Below are 15,597 nucleotides of genomic sequence, written 5' to 3'. Positions count from 1 at the left end.
GCGCGGCGGCGCTGGTCCCGACCCGGCGCCCCCCAGCTTGTTGGCCGGGTCGCGCAGGCCCTACACTGCCTCTCCGGGGCGCCGTTCCCGCGGCCCGACGGGCGCGGCCCGGCCCCGCGCAGGGGGAGGCCGGGGATGAGGGGCGTCGCAGCGGCGTTGATCGGGCTCTGGGCGGTGGCGTCTCCCCTGGCGGGGCGCGCTCAGCCCGCCGATCTCGCCTGGAAGACGAGTTGGGCCGGCTCGGTGCAGGGTCCCTACCCGGTCGGCAACCCCTCGGCCCAGCCCGACCAGCGCTTCGCCTTCCCGGACCCGGCAGCCGGCGCGCGGGACCAGACCTTCCGCCTCGTCCTGCGGCCGAGCCTCTGGGGGCCGCGGCTGCGCCTGCGGCTGTCCAACGCCTTCGGCACCCGACCGGTCACCTTCGACGGCGTGCATGTCGGCCTCCAGCGCGGCTCCGCCGCCCTGGTCCCGGGCACGAACCGGCCCGTGCTGTTCGCGGGCGGGTCCGCGGTCACCGTCGCGCCGGGCGGGATGGCCTGGAGCGACCCGGTCGACCTGTCCTTCGTCACGCCGGCCGCCCTGCCGCTGCTCGACGGGCGCAAGCTCGCCGTGAGCCTCCACGTGCCGGGCGAGAGCGGCCCGATGACCTGGCACGCCAAGGCGCTCCAGACCTCCTACGTCACGCCGCCCGGGGCGGGGGCCAAGGGCGCGGAGGAGAGCGAGGCGGCCTTCCCTTACGCGACCGCCTCGTGGTTCTTCCTCGACGCGGTGGACGTGGCGGCGCCCGCGGCCACGCCCGTCGTGGTGGCGTTCGGCGACTCGATCACGGACGGCACCGCCTCGACCATGAACGGCGACGACCGCTGGCCCGACGTGCTCGCCCGCCGCCTCGCCGGGGCCCTCGGGTCGAACGGCGTCGCCGTCGTCAATGCGGGGATCGGCGGCAACCAGGTCGCCGGCCCGGCCGCGTACGGGCCCGACGCGCCCTTCCCGGGCGGTCCAGCGGCCGGGCAGCGCCTGGACCGCGACGTGCTCGGCCTTTCGGGCGTCACGACGCTGATCTGGCTCGAAGGCATCAACGATTTCAGCCGCAACGGCAACGCGGACGTCGCGGCGGTGGAGGCCGGGATGCGGGAGGGCGCGGCGCGCCTGAAACGGGCGGGCATCCGGGTCGTGGGCGCCACCGTGACGAGCGCGCTCGGCTCGTCCAGTCCCGCGCACGGCTTCCCCGAGCAGGACGAGAAGCGCCAGGCCCTGAACCGCTTCATCCGCGACTCCGGCGTGTTCGACGCGGTGGTCGATTTCGACGCCGCGACCCGCGATCCGGCGACGGGCCGGCTCAAGGCCGCGTTCGTTCCCGAATCCACCACGGGCGGGCCGGGCGACGGGCTGCATCCGAACCGGACCGGCTACCACGCAATGGGTTTCGCCATCGATCCCGCCGCGATCCTGCCGGGCGCCGCGCGCTGAGGCGCGGGCCGCGCCCGGGCGATGATCCGCCACGCGCTTGCGCCGCGCCGACCAGACTCGACAGATGATAGGGTACCCCCCTATATATCACCTGGGAAAGCCGTTCATGGCCCACACGATCAAGGACAAGACCAAGCTCCTGGCGCGGGTGCGCCGCATCAGGGGGCAGGCGGAGGCGGTCGAGCGGGCGCTCGAGGCCGAGATCGGCTGCGCCGACGTCCTGATGCTGGTCGCCTCGATGCGCGGGGCCATCAACGGCCTGACCGCCGAGTTGATGGAAGACCACATCCGCCACCACGTCGTGAACCCGGACAGCGAGCCGGACCGCGACCGCGCCAAGGGCGCCGCCGAACTGATCGAGGTGGTGCGGACCTACCTGAAGTAGCGAGAGCCGCCCATGACCTCACTGCCCGCGCTGCTGCAGCAGGGAACCGCCCATGCGTGGCTGTTCGTGCCGAGCGCGATCCTGCTCGGCGCCCTGCACGGCCTCGAACCCGGCCATTCCAAGACGATGATGGCGGCCTTCATCATCGCGGTGCGGGGCACCGTCGCGCAGGCGGTGCTGCTGGGTCTCGCCGCGACGCTCTCGCACACGGCCCTGGTCTGGGCGATCGCCCTCGGCGGGCAGTCCTTCGGCCGCGAATGGGGCGGCGAGGCGTCGGAGCCGTATTTCCAGCTCGCCTCGGCGGCGATGATCCTGGGCATCGCGCTCTGGATGGCGTGGCGCACGTGGCGCGAGGAGCACGGCCACCCCCATCACGGCCACCATCACCACGACGCGCACCGCCCCATCGCGGCGCGGGACGGGCGGCTGACCCTCGCGGTGTTCGAGGAGGGCGTGCCGCCGCGCTGGCGCCTCGGCGCCGAGACCGGCGTCCTGCCGCCGGCCGAGGCCGTCACGGTCGAGACGGTGCGGCCGGACGGCACCCGCCACCTGTTCGGGTTCGCGCGGCGCGGCGCCGTCCTGGAGAGCCTCGACGTGATCCCGGAGCCGCACGCCTTCACGGCCCGCCTCGCGCTGCGGCATCCGGACGGCGTCGAGACCCACGAGGTCGCCTTCGCGGAGCACGGCCACGCCTCCCTGGACCTGGGCGACGCGGACGACGCCCATGCCCGGGCGCATGCGGAGGACATCCGGCGGCGCTTCGCGGGGCGCCGCGTGACCACCGGCCAGATCGTGCTGTTCGGGCTCACGGGCGGGCTGATCCCGTGCCCGGCCGCCATCACGGTCCTGCTCCTGTGCATGCAGCTCAAACAGCTCAGCCTCGGCTTCGCCCTCGTCGTCTGCTTCAGCCTCGGGCTCGCCCTCACGATGGTCTCGGCCGGGGTGATCGCCGCCCTGAGCCTGCGCCACGTGGCGACCCGCTGGTCCGGGTTCGATGCCTTCGCCCGGCGGGCGCCCTACGCCTCGGCCGTCCTGATCGTCCTCGTCGGCCTCTACACGGGCTGGCTGGGCTGGGAGGGCGTCCGCCACGGCCATGACGGGCGGGCCGCCTCCGCTTCGGCCACCACCCTCCCGAAGCGGGCGTAGAGGACGACTCCATCGGGGGCGACGGTCCGCGCCGGCCTCCGGCGGCCCCGCACCGTCTGGTCTCCCGCCGGGCCGGGTGTCAGACTGGTCGATCTGCGCCCCGGGGCGGGATGTGCGGAGGGTCGATCATGCGCGACAAGATCGTCACGGCTGCGGAGGCCGTCGCCGTCATCCAGAGCGGGGACGCGCTGTGCACCTCGGGCTTCGTCGGCATCGGCGTGCCGGACGCCCTGCTCTCGGCGCTCGGGCAGCGCTTCCTCGACACCGGCGCGCCGCGCGACCTCACCCTCCTGTTCGCGGCCGGGCAGGGGGACGGCAAGGACCGCGGCCTCAACGCCCTCGGCCATGACGGGCTGCTCAAGCGGGTGATCGGCGGACACTGGGGCCTGATCCCGAAGGTCGGGCGCCTCGCCCTCGAAGGGAAGATCGAGGCCTACAACCTGCCGCAGGGCGTGATCTCGCACCTCTACCGCGACATCGCGGCGGGCAAGCCCGGCACGCTCTCGCGCGTCGGCATCGGCTCCTTCGTGGATCCGCGGCTGGAAGGGGGGAAAGTCAACGCGATCACCACCGAGGACCTCGTCAGGGTCATGGAGATCGACGGCCAGGACTGGCTCTTCTACCGGGCCTTCCCGCTCAACATCGCGTTCCTGCGCGGCACCACGGCGGACCCGAACGGCAACATCACCGCCGAGCGGGAGGCGCTCGCCCTCGACAACCTCGCCATGGCGATGGCGGTGAAGAATTCCGGCGGGGTTGTGATCGTGCAGGTGGAGCGCATCGCCCGCGCCGGGTCGCTGCATCCGCGGCAGGTGCTGGTGCCGGGCTCGCTGGTCGACTGCGTCGTCGTCGCCGAGGCGGAGCACCACCACCAGACCTACGCGACCGTCTACAACCCGGCCTACAGCGCCGAGATCAGCGTGCCGCTCGACAGCGTCCGGCCGATGGCGCTCGACGAGCGCAAGGTCATCGCGCGGCGCTGCGCCATGGAGTTGCGGGCGGGCGCCATCGTCAATCTCGGGATCGGGATGCCCGAGGGCGTCGGCGCGGTCGCGGCCGAGGAGCGCATCAGCGGGTTCATCACCCTCACGGCCGAGCCCGGGGTGGTGGGCGGCGTGCCGGCCTCGGGGCTCGATTTCGGCGCGGCCGTCAACACCGAGGCGATCATCCACCAGAACCAGCAATTCGACTTCTACGACGGGGGCGGCCTCGACATCGCGGTGCTCGGGATGGCGGAGGCGGACGCGGAGGGGAACGTCAACGTCAGCCGCTTCGGCCCGAAGCTCGCGGGGGCGGGCGGCTTCATCAACATCAGCCAGAACGCCCGCAAGGTGGTGTTCGCCGGCACCTTCACGGCCGGCGGCCTCGACGCCCGGGTGGAGGACGGGCGGCTGCGCATCCACCAGGAGGGGCGCGCCCGCAAGTTCCACGCGCGGGTCGAGCAGATCACCTTCTCGGGCCGGGTCGCGGCCGAGAAGGACAAGACCGTGCTCTACGTCACCGAGCGCTGCGTCTTCCGGCTGCGCCGCGACGGGCTGGAGCTGATCGAGGTGGCGCCGGGCCTCGACGTCGACCGGGACGTGCTGGCCCACATGAACTTCCAGCCGCTGGTCCGGTCCGTGCGGACGATGGACCCGCGCCTCTTCGCGGCGGGGCCGATGGGGCTGCGGGAGCGGATGCTCGACCTCAACCTCGCGGACCGGCTCGCCTACGACCCCGACCGCAACATCCTGTTCCTGAACTTCGAGGGGATGCACGTCCGCCGGATCGCGGACGTCGCGACGATCCGGGACGCCGTGGCGGCCCTGTGCCGGGAGGTCGGCCGGCGCATGGCGGTGGTCGTGAACTACGACGCCTTCCAGCTCGATCCGGACGTGGCGGAGGCTTACGCAGAGATGGTGCGCTCCCTGGAGGAGGCCCATTACACCCGCGTCTCCCGCTACACGACGAGCGCGTTCATGCGGGTGAAGCTCGGGCACGTCCTCACCCGCACCGTGCGGCCGCACATCTTCGAGAGCCGGGCCGAGGCGCAGGCCTTCCACGAGACCATCGCGGAGACGTGACCTCCGCCCCCCTACAGCGGGAGACTCCAGTGTTCGGCGCGTGAGGCGCGGGCTTGTCCTCTCCCCGCGTGCGCACGGCAGTCCGGGGACATGCGAGGCACGGCTCCCCTCTCCCGAGTGGGAGCGGATCCGGGGGTGAGGGTGGCTCGGGTGCAGCAAGTGAACTGAACCGTACCGCTGACAACTCGACGGTTCAGACCCTTTGCTGCGGCCGAGCCAACCTGCGCGATCTCCGACCGCCCCTACCACTCCCCCGCTCGGGTTACCGTGTGCACACCTCTTCGTAGAACCAGAAAAGTCTTTCGCGGTAGAGGATTACAGGCAGCCTCGAAGTGGATCGCGGGATCCCCTCTCCCGTGCGGGAGAGGGGTAGGGGTGAGGGTCCAGGTGGTTCAGCAAGAATTCTGAAGTGTTCCGCCACCAGCACGACAGTCTACGCTTGATGACGGGACGGTCCGGGACCCTCACCCCTGCCCCTCTCCCGCACGGGAGAGGGGTTCCCCCGCCGGACTCACCGAGTCATGCGCTTGAACAAGCAATTGTCTTGTAAGAGTTTTTCGATCACTGTGCGCACACGGCAGCCCCCTCGGGAGAGGGGCTCCCGCGCGTGCTGGGCTAGCGTGGCGTGTCGTTGAATGAGTGCGTTCCGGAGATCGAGGCGCATTCTCACGGGCCTCGGATTGTCACCAGCCGCGCCGCTGGCGGAGCGAGGGCATGCGCAAGACCCTTGGCCCAGACGTCTTCCCCCTTACCCGAGCTTGCCCGCGGCTTCCTCCAGGAGGCCCATCAGCTCGTCCCCGAACCGCTTGCGCCACTCGGCGTAGAAGCCGCTCTTGCGCAGCTCCTCCTTGAAGGGCGCCGGGTCGACGTCATTGAAGACGAGCCCCTTCGCGGTCAGTTCGTCGCGCAGGCTCGCGTTGAGCCGGGCCACGTCCTTGCGCTCCTCCAGGCAGGCGGCGTTCACGGTCTTGGCGAAGATCTCCTGCAGGTCGGCCGGCATCTGGCTCCAGGCGCGGCGGTTGATCAGGAACCACCAGCCGTCCCACATGTGGTTGGTGATCGAGCAGTACTTCTGGACCTCGTACAGCTTCGCGGTGTTGATGATGACCGGCGGATTCTCCTGCCCGTCGACGACCTTGGTCTGCAGCGCCGAGTAGACCTCGGAGAAATTGAGCCCGGCCGGCGCGGCCCCGAGCGACTTGAACAGCGAGGTCCAGAGCGCGCTGACCGGCACGCGGATCTTCAGGCCCTGGAGATCCTTCGGCTCCCGGATCGGGCGGACGCTGTTGGTGACCTGCCGAAAGCCGTTGTCCCAGATCCGGTCCATGACGACGAGGCCGGCCTTCTCGATCTGGCCGCGCAGGTGGGCGCCCAGAGGGCCGTCGAGGCCCCGCCAGACCGCGTCGTAATTCGGGAAGGCGAAGCCGAGCCCGTAGATCGACGCGGTCGGGATCATCGAGGAGAGCACGTTCACGCCCGAGAGCGCGAAGCATTCGAGGGCCCCCGAGCGCAGCTGCGAGAGCATGTCGGTCTGGCCGCCGAGCTGGTTGTTCGAGAAGATCTGGAGATCGACGCGCCCGTTGGTCTGCGCCTTGATCGCCTCCGAGGCCTTCCGGGCGTGGACGTTGATCGGGTGGGCCTCCGGGACGTCCGTGCCGAGCTTCAGCACGAACTCGGCCGCGTGGGCGTAGCGCAGCGGCAGCGCCGCCCCGATCAGGCCGGCGCCGATCGAGCCGGCGACCAGCGAGCGGCGCGAGAGGGGTGTGCTCGGCATCGTGTCCTCCTGGATGTGTCTCGTTGTGCCCGGTCGGACCCCGCACGGGGTCACAGCGCGATGACGGGCTTGATCTCCTCGAAGGCCTTCATCCGCGTCAGCGCGACGTTGACGTCGTCGAGGGCGTAGCGGTTGGTCACCATCCGGTCGAAGGGCACCTCGTGCAGGTGCTTCGAGACGAATTCCAGCGCCTTCCAGTAGGCCTTGGCCTGTCCGGAGAACGAGCCGAGCACCCGCAGGTTCTTGGCGACGATGGCGGAGGGCCGGATCGTCGTGGTGCCCTGGCCGAGCTGACCGACCACCACGTAGCTCGCGCCGCGCCGGGCGAGGTCGAGCCCCTCCCCGAAGGCGTCGGGGTGGCCGGTGAACTCCATCACCACGTCGGCCCCGCGCCCGTCGGTCAGCGCCCGGACCCGGTCGAGCCGCTCGTCGTGCGTCGTCGTCTCGACCGACATCACCTCGTCGGCGCCGAACTCCCGCGCCAGCGCCAGCCGCGGCGCGGGGGCGCCGAGGGTGACCACCCGGCGCGCGCCCGAGATCTTGGCGACCGCGGTGGCGAGGAGCCCGAGGGGGCCGGCGCCCTGCACCACCACGGTGTCGGTCGGGTCGATGCGCCCGAGCGCGTCGAAGGCGTTCATCACCGAGCGGAAGGCGCAGCTCGCCATGCTGGCGAGCTCGTTCGGGACATTGTCCGGCACCTTCACGCGGCCCGCATCCGGCAGCACGTAGCCGTACTCGGAGAAGCCGCCGAGCAGGTAGGGCGCAACGTCCATCCGCTCGTACATGTACTTGCGGCTGTACTGGCACAGGGTCGGCTCGCGGGCGACGGTGCAGAAGTAGCAGCGCCCGCAGGCGGTGTGGGTCCAGGTGATGCGGTCGCCGACCCGCAGCGGCTGGCCCACCGAGTCGCGGTCGGTGCCCGCCCCCATCGCGACGATGCGGCCGACCATCTCGTGGCCGAGGATGACCGGCAGGTCGACCTTGAGGGCGAGCGAGCCCTGCCAGAGATGGACGTCGGTGCCGCAGATCGAGCAGGTCTCGACGCGGGTGAGGAGCGTGCCGGGCTCCAGTTCCCGGGGGATCGGCACCTCCTCGATGCAGACCGGGGCCTTGAATTCCCGCACCACGGCGGCGCGGCTGCTGGTGGGAAAGCGCATCGTCATCCGGGATCCTCAGCCGCGGGGTGGGCGCGCCGCGTCCGCCATCGCGAGCACGCGGCGGGCGAGCTTCAGGTGGGCGATGTCGATCATCCGCCCGTCGAGGGTGGCGACGCCGGCCCCGTTCCCGTCCAGGAGCCGCACCACCTCGGCCGCCCAGGCGACCCGCTCGGGCGCCGGCGTGAAGGCGGCGGCCACGGCCTCCAGCTGGCCGGGATGGATGCAGAGCTTGCCCGAGAAGCCGTCCGCCGCGCCGGCCGCGGCCTCGGCCCGCAACCCGTCCGGGTCGCGGGGATCCGGGAAGGGCGTGTCGATCGCCGGCACTCCGGCGGCGGCGGCCGCGATCAGCAGGCGGTCACGGGCCGCGGCGATGGGCGCCGTCAGCGTGCCGTCTCCCCGCCGCGGCGCGACGCCGAGATCCGCCGACAGGTCCTCGGCCCCGAAGCAGAGGCCGCGCAGGCGCGGCGACACGCCCGCGTAGTCCATGGCGAGGAGGGAGGCGGCGGTCTCGGTGGCGAGCAGCAGCACCCCGACGCTGCCCGGAGCGAGGCCCCCCACCGCCTCCAGCACGTCGATCTGCTCCGAGAGGGCCCGGAGGTCGGCGGGGCCGGCGCATTTCGGCAGCAGGATCGCGGCGGGCCGCGCCGGCACGACGGCCGCGAGGTCGCCGAGGTACCACTCGGTGCCGCGCGGGTTGATCCGCACGACGAGGCGGTCCGGATGGGCGCGCAGCACCGCGGCGGCGGCCTCGCGCGCCGCCGCCTTCGCCCCCGGCGCGACGCTGTCCTCCAGGTCGAGGATGACGCCGTCGGCGCCGGACGCGACCGCCTTCTCGACCTTGCGCGGGGCATCGGCCGGCGCGAACAGGAGGGAGCGCAGCCTCACCGGACGCCCTCCCCGAGTTCCGCCGCGATGTCGCCCTCGTCCTGGCCGAGCGCCGGCGCCACGCGCCGGATCCGGGCGGGGGTGCGCGACAGCCGGGGGAAGGGCGCGTGCATCGGGATCGCGCCGACCTCCGGATCCTCGACCTCGACCAGGACGCCGCGGCCCTGGACGTGCGGGTCGCGCGCGAAGCCCGCCGGGTCGTAGACCGGGCCGACCGTCACCTCCGCCTTCTCGAAATAGGCGAGGTTCTCGGCGAGGTCGCGGGCCGCGATGAAGCCGCCCACCACGGCGTCGACCTCCTCGACATTGTCGAGCCGGGCGGAGTTCGTGGAAAAGCGCGGATCCTCGATCATCTCGGGCCGGCCAATGGCGCGGAACAACCGGGCGGCCATGTCCTGCGTCGAGGCCGAGAGCGCGATCCACTCGCCGTCCCGGGTCGGGTAGACGTTCCGGGGCGCCGTGATGCTGACGCGGTTGCCGATCCGGGAGGGCGAGCGGCCGGTCAGCCGATGGATGGCCGCGTCGGGGCCGAGGGTCGCGTGCAGGGGTTCGAGGAGCGAGAGGTCGACGACCTGCCCGACGCCGTCGGGCCGCTCGGCGACCCGGAGCGCCGCCAGCGTCGCGAAGGCGCCCGACAGGCCCGCCACCATGTCGGCGAGCGCGAGGTTCGGGAGGGCCGGGGGCTTGTCCGCGAAGCCGTTCTTCGCCGCGAAGCCGCTCATCGCCTCGATCAGCGAGCCGAAGCCCGGGCGCTGGGCGTAGGGGCCGGTCTGGCCGAAGCCGCTGACCCGCACGATCACCAGCTTCGGGTTGAGCGCCAGCAGGGCGTCGGGGCCGAACCCCGCCGCCTCCATGACGCCGGGCCGGAAGCCCTCGACCAGCACCTGGGCACCCGGCACGAGCCGGCGCAACGTGTCCTTGCCCTCCGAGGTCTTCAGGTCGAGGCGGATCGAGCGCTTGTTGCGGCTGTAGACCTTCCACCAGGCGGAGATGCCGTTCTCCTGCCAGTGGCGGAGCGGGTCGCCCCGGCCCGGTTCGAGCTTGATCACGTCGGCGCCGAAATCGGCGAGCTGCAGGCTCAGCATGTTGCCGGCCACGAGGCGCGACAGGTCGAGGACCCGGATCCCCGCGAGGGGACCCTCCGCCATCAGCGCGGATAGCGTGCTCATGCGCCGCTCCGGACGGCGCGCGCCGGTGCCCGGCGACAGGGCGTGCTGGCCATGGTTCCTCCCCGGCCGCCCCTTGACGGGACGGTCCGCCCCCGATGGGGCCTGGGGGTATCTTGCGACGAAGGACCTATCGGGATCGAGAAGGATTTCGCGTGGTGGCCATCGCGATTTCTTATGGCTCCGCCAGGATCGCGCCGCCCCAGGCCCCGTCCTGGACGAGGCGGCGCATCTCCGCGACGGCGAGGTCGGCGACGACGGCGGTGGGCCCCACGAAGGGCTGGTCGGCCGCCCAGCACAGGCCGATCGGCCGGGAAATCGCGGGCTCGACGATGCGCAGCATGGCCGGGCGCTGCGCGTCGTCGATTCCCGCCAGCGCCGAGACCGGCAGGATCGTGGCGGCGAGGCCCGAGGCCGCGGCCTTGCGCATGGTGGGCAGGCTGTCCACGTCGGCGATCACGGTGAGGGCGAGGCCCTCCTGCGCGAAGGCCGCCTCGATCATCGTCCGCAGGGTGTGGGTCGGGCTCGGCATCACCAGCGGCAGGCGGGAGACCTCCCGCATGGTGATGGTGGAGGCGCCCGACGCCCCGGCCTTCGTCACCAGGAACAGCTCCTCGCGCAGGACCGGCCGCACGGTCAGCCCCGGCCCCGAGCGGTCGCGGTAGAGGATCGCGAGCTCGAGGCGGTTGCGGGCGATCAGCTCGTGCAGGTAGCCCGAGAGGCTCTCGAACAGCTCCGGGCGGATGCCCGGGAACCCGCGGAGGATCGCGCTCAGGAGCGGGTGCGCCAGGATGGTGGCGACGCTCGTCGGCAGGCCGATCGCGACACGCCCGGTCACCGCCGCCGGTCCGGTCACGTCGGCGACGGCGCCCTCCACCTGCCGCAGGATCGTGCGGGCGTGACGGTAGAAGCGGTCCCCGGCCTCGGTCGGCTGGACGCCGCGGGCCGTGCGGGTGAGGAGCTCGGTCCGCAGGCTCGCCTCGAGCTGGGCGATCTGCTGGCTGAGGGCGGGCTGCGCGACGTTCAGGTGGGCGGCGGCCCGGGACAGGCTGCCCCAATCGACCGCCGCCACGAAGAACCGGATCTGCTTCAGGGTCGGGTGGGACATGATGCGCGTCCGGCTGGTCGTTTGGGCGGGAGAGGGGCGGGCCGATTCCCGCGCCGGCCCGCGCGGACGGGCGAGCGGTGTAACCCCCCGCGGCTCGGGATTGCCCCAGAGAGCGCCTAACAGAACCGTCTCATCTGGTGCAGGGTGATGAGGGAGGCGGCGAGGGAGGTTGAAGGCCGCGTCGATGTCGGCACGGCGCTCGTAGCGGATGGGCAGACGGCGAAAGCGGTTGAACCGCGCGTGGGTGCCCTCTCCCACCCAGCGGTGACGGGCCAGCCGCTCGCTGCTCTCGAGGCCGCGTCGCGCGATGCGTGGCCCAATCCCGCGGGCGCGGCACTCCTGGCGTCGCACCTTGGCATCGGAGGCCTTGTCGGCGTCCCGCTTGTCGGCCGGCAGCGAGGGCGGCCGCGCCGCCCCTTGCGGAGCGGCGGAACGGCATCCAGCGTCGGGGCCGGCATCGGGCTGTCGTGCTGGTTGGCGCCCGTCAGAACGAGGCCGAGCGGCGTGCCGCGGGCGTCGGTGACGAGGTGGCGCCGGGTGCCCGCCTTGCCGCGGCCCGTCGGGTTCGGGCCGGTGGCAGACCCCCCATTTTGGCCGGCACGCTCGCGCGGTCGACACCGGCCCGGCTCCAGTCGGTCTCGCCCGCCGCGTGCAGGCGCTCCAGCAGCACCTGATGCAGGCGCGCCCACAGACCCGCTTCCTGCCAGTGGCGCAGGCGGCGCCAGCAATCTCACGCCGCAGCCGCAGCCCATCTCGGCCGGCAGCAACTCCCACGGACTGCCCGAGCGCAGCACGAACGGAATGCCGGTCAGGGCGGCCCGGTTCGCGATCGGCGGCCGGCCGCCCTTCGGGCGCGGTTTCGGCGAGGGCCGAAGCGGAGCAATCTCGGTCCAGAGATCATCAGGGCGCAGCGGACGGGCCACGCACGTCGACGCGCAAGCCTTCCGTCCGGCGCCGTTCTGCCAAGTTCTCTAGACTGGTGGCGCGTCCTATAGGAGGTTCGAAGCGCGCTTCGGACACCCCCTTAGGTATCGCCCGTATAGTGCGACGGCTGACTGCGTGACACGCTCTTTATCGCGTATGCGACTTCAGGTCGGGAGAACGCGATGAGAGCAGTTGTCTATAATGGACCGCGCCATGTTGCGGTGCAGGACGTGCCCGATGCGCGAATCGAGAGGCCGACCGACGTGTTGGTGCGGATCACGAGCACCAACATCTGCGGCTCCGACCTGCACATGTATGAGGGCCGGACCGACTTCCCGCGTGGCGGCGTGTTCGGGCACGAGAACCTCGGCCAGGTGGCCGAAGTCGGCAGCGCCGTCGATCGCGTGAAAGTCGGCGATTGGGTCGCTGTCCCGTTCAACATCGGCTGCGGGTTCTGCAGGAACTGTGAGCGCGGCCTGAGCGCGTTCTGCCTGACCACGGCGGATCGAAGCGTCATGCCGAACATGGCCGGTGCCGCGTACGGCTTCGCCGACATGGGACCGTATCGCGGCGGGCAGGCCGACCTGCTGCGCGTCCCCTACGGCGACTACAATTGCCTGAAGCTGCCGCCGGACGCCGAGGAGCGGCAGAACGACTATGTGATGCTGGCCGACATCTTTCCGACCGGCTGGCACGCCACCGAACTCGCAGGACTGCGTCCCGGCGAGTCGATCGTCATCTACGGGGCGGGGCCGGTCGGCCTCATGGCGGCCCACGCGGCGATGATCAAGGGCGCCTGCAAGGTCATGGTCGTCGACCGCCATCCCGACCGCCTGCGCCTCGCGGAGTCGATCGGGGCCTTGCCCATCGACGATTCCAAGGGCTCCCCGGTGGACCAAGTCCTTGCGCTGACGAACGGCATCGGCGCCGACCGCGGCTGCGAGTGCGTCGGTTACCAGGCGCACGACCCCGAGGGCCACGAGCACCCCAACATGACCATGAACGACCTCGTGAAATCCGTGAAGTTCACGGGCGGCATCGGCGTGGTCGGCGTCTACGTGCCCCAGGATCCGGCCCCTCAGGACCCGCTCTACAAGCAGGGCGAGATCGTTTTCGACTACGGCCTCTGCTGGTTCAAGGGTCAGACGATCGGCACCGGCCAGTGCAACGTGAAGGCCTATAACCGGCAGCTGCGCGATCTCATCTCGACCGGCCGCGCCAAGCCGTCCTTCATCGTCTCGCATCAGTTGCCGCTCGGAGAGGCCCCGAAGGCCTACCAGCACTTCGACGCGCGCGACAAGGGCTGGACCAAGGTGGTCCTCAAGCCCGCCGCGTGAGCCGCCGGGCCGGGCGGGCCGTCGCCCGCTCGGCTGATCCGCCATCTCGCCGGACGGGCTCAAGCGTGGGGACGCCATGCCGAACTACGACTACGCGTGCGATGAGTGCGGGCCGTTCACGGCGATGCGGCCCATGGCGCAGTTCCGGGACCCCTGCCTCTGCCCGGGATGCGGGGTCGGAGCACCACGCGCCTTCCTCGGCGCACCGGCCATTGCCAGGATCAATCCGGGTGGCCGCCTTGCCCCCGCTGCAACCGAGCCGAGCACGACGTCCCCCCGCGGGGGCTCGGCCGCACATCCAGCCGGCTGCGGCTGTTGCATACGCCGCATGCCGCTGCCGGGCACCCTGTCCGCGGCCGGACGGGTCTTCACGTCGCACGGGCCGGTGCAGCGCCGGGGGCAGTGACAGCACCAAGATGGGGCTGCCCCCATCGAGCGCACTCTCTGTCCAACGGAGGGACGAACATGGCGTCTGACACCCTCAAGGGCCTGAAGGTCGCGATCCTGATCACGGACGGTTTCGAGCAGGTCGAGATGACCGAACCGCGCCGGGCGCTCGACGAAGCCGGCGCCGAGACCCAGATCGTCTCGCCCAAGGACGGCCAGGTGAAGGCCTGGAAGTTCACGGAATGGGGTGACGAATTCCCGGTGGACATGCCCCTCGGCAGGGCCCGGCCCGATCGCTACGACGCGCTGCTGCTGCCGGGCGGCGTGATCAACCCCGACACGCTCCGGACGATCCCGGCGGCAGTCGCCTTCGCGAAGGACTTCTTCGACGGGGGCAAGCCCGTCGCCGCGATCTGTCACGGCCCCTGGACCGTCATCGAGGCGGGTGCTGCGCGCGGGCGGCGCCTGACCTCCTGGCCCTCGCTCCGGACCGATCTCCGGAACGCAGGGGCGGAGTGGGTGGATGAACAGGTCGTCGTGGACGGAAACCTGGTCACCAGCCGCAAGCCGGACGACATCCCGGCGTTCAACCGGGAGGTGATCAAGCTGTTCGCAGGCGCGCGGGGGAGAGCATGAGCCGCGTGAGAGGAGCCGGGGATTCCTGGGTCGGGTCGCGATGCCGATGCTGAGCAGCACCATGGAACAGCGCCTGTTCGGCCCCGCGGGGCGTCCGGTACCGGTCATCGGTCAGGGGACCTGGTATATCGACGACGCGCACCGACCCACCGCGGTCGCTGCCCTGCGCCGCGGCCTGGACCTCGGCATGACCCACATCGACACCGCCGAGATGTACGGCGAGGCCGAGGATGTGGCCGGCGAGGCCATCGCCGGGCGGCGCAACGAGGTCTTCCTCGTCTCAAAGGTCATGCCCAGCAACGCCTCCCGTGGTGGGACGGTGGCGGCCTGCGAGCGTTCGCTCGCGCGCCTGCGCACCGACAGGCTGGACTGCTACCTCCTGCACTGGCCCGGCTCGCACCCGCTCGAGGACACATTCGCCGGCTTCGAGCGGCTCCGCGAGCAGGGCAAGATCTTGTCCTGGGGGGTGAGCAACTTCGACGTTCCCGACCTCGATGCCGCCTGGAATGCGGGGGGCGAGGGTCGAATCGCCTGCAACCAGGTCCTCTACCACCTGGAGGAGCGCGCGATCGAGCACGCCGTGCTGCCCTGGTGTGAGGAGCGCGGCGTCGCCGTGGTCGCCTACAGCCCCTTCGGCCATGGCAACTTCCCTGGTCCGCGCACGCCGGGCGGCCGCGTGTTGGCGGAGATCGCGGCGATCCACGGCGCGACGGCGCGCCAGGTGGCGCTCCGCTTCCTGGTGCGGCGGCCGTCCTCGTTCACGATCCCGAAGGCGTCCAGCCCCGAGCATGCCGCCGACAACGCGGGCGCCGGCGCGCTGCGGCTGACGCAATCCGACCTCGCCCGCATCGACGAGGCGTTCCCGCGCGGCCCCCGGCCGCGCCGGCTTCCCATGCTGTAGGCCCGTGGGAGGCTGGGGTTCAAAATCCCGGGCCGCGCAGGGGACAGCGGCGCCTCTCAGCCTCTTTTCCTTCGTGCCACGCCAAAAAGCGCCCAGGGTTGTCCAGGGCGCGCTGCGCGTCGGCGACATGACGCCAATGCCGCCGGCGCCAGCCCGTGCTGCCTCTCGACGGCCGCAGCCTCGGAGGGACCGGGTTCAGGCCCCCCGCCAGGGCAGTGGCTGGCACACCTCTCGTCCTCGCCTCCTCGGCCACAGCGT

At 71.7% G+C, this 15,597-nt stretch carries 13 protein-coding genes and 1 pseudogene; 8 read left to right on the top strand and 6 right to left on the bottom strand.

Going from position 1 to position 15,597, the window contains the following annotated elements; genetic code table 11:
* Positions 1 to 135: 135 nt before the first annotated feature.
* The 4 genes from ACW9J6_RS07510 to ACW9J6_RS07495 all read left to right on the top strand — a co-directional run bounded on the left by ACW9J6_RS07510 (position 136) and on the right by ACW9J6_RS07495 (position 5,064).
* Positions 136 to 1,470, top strand: a complete 1,335-nt coding sequence (locus tag ACW9J6_RS07510) for a GDSL-type esterase/lipase family protein (RefSeq protein ID WP_457115829.1) — start codon at positions 136 to 138, stop codon at positions 1,468 to 1,470.
* A gap of 106 nt (positions 1,471 to 1,576) precedes the next feature.
* Complete coding sequence (locus ACW9J6_RS07505; RefSeq protein ID WP_457115828.1) at positions 1,577 to 1,855, top strand: metal/formaldehyde-sensitive transcriptional repressor; 279 nt, start codon at positions 1,577 to 1,579, stop codon at positions 1,853 to 1,855.
* 12 nt (positions 1,856 to 1,867) lie between these two features.
* The gene (locus tag ACW9J6_RS07500) at positions 1,868 to 3,001 is read left to right on the top strand and encodes a nickel/cobalt efflux transporter (RefSeq protein WP_457115827.1); all 1,134 of its coding nucleotides are present in this window, start codon (positions 1,868 to 1,870) and stop codon (positions 2,999 to 3,001) included.
* A gap of 128 nt (positions 3,002 to 3,129) precedes the next feature.
* Complete coding sequence (locus ACW9J6_RS07495; RefSeq protein WP_457115826.1) at positions 3,130 to 5,064, top strand: acyl CoA:acetate/3-ketoacid CoA transferase; 1,935 nt, start codon at positions 3,130 to 3,132, stop codon at positions 5,062 to 5,064.
* A 748-nt stretch (positions 5,065 to 5,812) separates the two neighbouring features.
* On the opposite strand, the gene ACW9J6_RS07490 is transcribed toward ACW9J6_RS07495, so the two are convergent.
* From ACW9J6_RS07490 to ACW9J6_RS07465, 6 genes and pseudogenes are all read right to left on the bottom strand, one after another.
* Positions 5,813 to 6,838: a TRAP transporter substrate-binding protein gene (locus ACW9J6_RS07490; protein ID WP_457115825.1), complete on the bottom strand. Its 1,026-nt coding sequence runs from the start codon at positions 6,836 to 6,838 to the stop codon at positions 5,813 to 5,815.
* 50 nt (positions 6,839 to 6,888) lie between these two features.
* Positions 6,889 to 8,001, bottom strand: a complete 1,113-nt coding sequence (locus ACW9J6_RS07485) for a zinc-binding dehydrogenase (RefSeq protein WP_457115824.1) — start codon at positions 7,999 to 8,001, stop codon at positions 6,889 to 6,891.
* A gap of 9 nt (positions 8,002 to 8,010) precedes the next feature.
* Complete coding sequence (locus tag ACW9J6_RS07480; protein ID WP_457115823.1) at positions 8,011 to 8,880, bottom strand: HpcH/HpaI aldolase/citrate lyase family protein; 870 nt, start codon at positions 8,878 to 8,880, stop codon at positions 8,011 to 8,013.
* Positions 8,877 to 10,049 (bottom strand): CaiB/BaiF CoA transferase family protein, encoded by a 1,173-nt coding sequence (locus tag ACW9J6_RS07475; protein ID WP_457115822.1) that lies wholly within the window; start codon positions 10,047 to 10,049, stop codon positions 8,877 to 8,879. The genes ACW9J6_RS07480 and ACW9J6_RS07475 overlap by 4 nt, the downstream gene beginning before the upstream one ends.
* A gap of 172 nt (positions 10,050 to 10,221) precedes the next feature.
* The gene (locus ACW9J6_RS07470; RefSeq protein ID WP_457115821.1) at positions 10,222 to 11,154 is read right to left on the bottom strand and encodes a LysR substrate-binding domain-containing protein; all 933 of its coding nucleotides are present in this window, start codon (positions 11,152 to 11,154) and stop codon (positions 10,222 to 10,224) included.
* Between the two features lie 116 nt (positions 11,155 to 11,270).
* Positions 11,271 to 12,077 (bottom strand): annotated as a pseudogene (locus ACW9J6_RS07465) (IS5 family transposase).
* 222 nt (positions 12,078 to 12,299) lie between these two features.
* Between ACW9J6_RS07465 and ACW9J6_RS07460 the strand changes: the two are divergent.
* The 4 genes from ACW9J6_RS07460 to ACW9J6_RS07445 all read left to right on the top strand — a co-directional run bounded on the left by ACW9J6_RS07460 (position 12,300) and on the right by ACW9J6_RS07445 (position 15,339).
* Positions 12,300 to 13,415 carry a glutathione-independent formaldehyde dehydrogenase gene (locus tag ACW9J6_RS07460; protein ID WP_457115820.1) on the top strand — a complete coding sequence of 372 codons (1,116 nt, stop codon included), beginning with the start codon at positions 12,300 to 12,302 and terminating at the stop codon, positions 13,413 to 13,415.
* Positions 13,416 to 13,491: 76 nt separating this feature from the next.
* Positions 13,492 to 13,821 carry an FmdB family zinc ribbon protein gene (locus ACW9J6_RS07455; protein WP_457115819.1) on the top strand — a complete coding sequence of 110 codons (330 nt, stop codon included), beginning with the start codon at positions 13,492 to 13,494 and terminating at the stop codon, positions 13,819 to 13,821.
* Between the two features lie 59 nt (positions 13,822 to 13,880).
* The gene (locus ACW9J6_RS07450; protein ID WP_457115818.1) at positions 13,881 to 14,438 is read left to right on the top strand and encodes a type 1 glutamine amidotransferase domain-containing protein; all 558 of its coding nucleotides are present in this window, start codon (positions 13,881 to 13,883) and stop codon (positions 14,436 to 14,438) included.
* Positions 14,439 to 14,499: 61 nt separating this feature from the next.
* Positions 14,500 to 15,339 (top strand): aldo/keto reductase, encoded by an 840-nt coding sequence (locus ACW9J6_RS07445; RefSeq protein WP_457115867.1) that lies wholly within the window; start codon positions 14,500 to 14,502, stop codon positions 15,337 to 15,339.
* Positions 15,340 to 15,597: the final 258 nt, after the last annotated feature.

It is taken from the genome of Methylobacterium sp. JK268 (assembly GCF_054052225.1).
This window is presented reverse-complemented; position numbering and strand designations above follow the sequence as displayed.

What these genes read in the sequence shown, in the direction of transcription:
- ACW9J6_RS07470 (WP_457115821.1), bottom strand. Translation starts at nt 11,154, where the DNA reads ATGTCCCACCCGACCCTGAAGCAGATCCGGTTCTTCGTGGCGGCGGTC.
- ACW9J6_RS07475 (WP_457115822.1), bottom strand. Translation starts at nt 10,049, where the DNA reads ATGAGCACGCTATCCGCGCTGATGGCGGAGGGTCCCCTCGCGGGGATC.
- ACW9J6_RS07505 (WP_457115828.1), top strand. Translation starts at nt 1,577, where the DNA reads ATGGCCCACACGATCAAGGACAAGACCAAGCTCCTGGCGCGGGTGCGC.
- ACW9J6_RS07495 (WP_457115826.1), top strand. Translation starts at nt 3,130, where the DNA reads ATGCGCGACAAGATCGTCACGGCTGCGGAGGCCGTCGCCGTCATCCAG.
- ACW9J6_RS07485 (WP_457115824.1), bottom strand. Translation starts at nt 8,001, where the DNA reads ATGACGATGCGCTTTCCCACCAGCAGCCGCGCCGCCGTGGTGCGGGAA.
- ACW9J6_RS07510 (WP_457115829.1), top strand. Translation starts at nt 136, where the DNA reads ATGAGGGGCGTCGCAGCGGCGTTGATCGGGCTCTGGGCGGTGGCGTCT.
- ACW9J6_RS07500 (WP_457115827.1), top strand. Translation starts at nt 1,868, where the DNA reads ATGACCTCACTGCCCGCGCTGCTGCAGCAGGGAACCGCCCATGCGTGG.
- ACW9J6_RS07445 (WP_457115867.1), top strand. Translation starts at nt 14,500, where the DNA reads ATGGAACAGCGCCTGTTCGGCCCCGCGGGGCGTCCGGTACCGGTCATC.
- ACW9J6_RS07490 (WP_457115825.1), bottom strand. Translation starts at nt 6,838, where the DNA reads ATGCCGAGCACACCCCTCTCGCGCCGCTCGCTGGTCGCCGGCTCGATC.
- ACW9J6_RS07455 (WP_457115819.1), top strand. Translation starts at nt 13,492, where the DNA reads ATGCCGAACTACGACTACGCGTGCGATGAGTGCGGGCCGTTCACGGCG.
- ACW9J6_RS07450 (WP_457115818.1), top strand. Translation starts at nt 13,881, where the DNA reads ATGGCGTCTGACACCCTCAAGGGCCTGAAGGTCGCGATCCTGATCACG.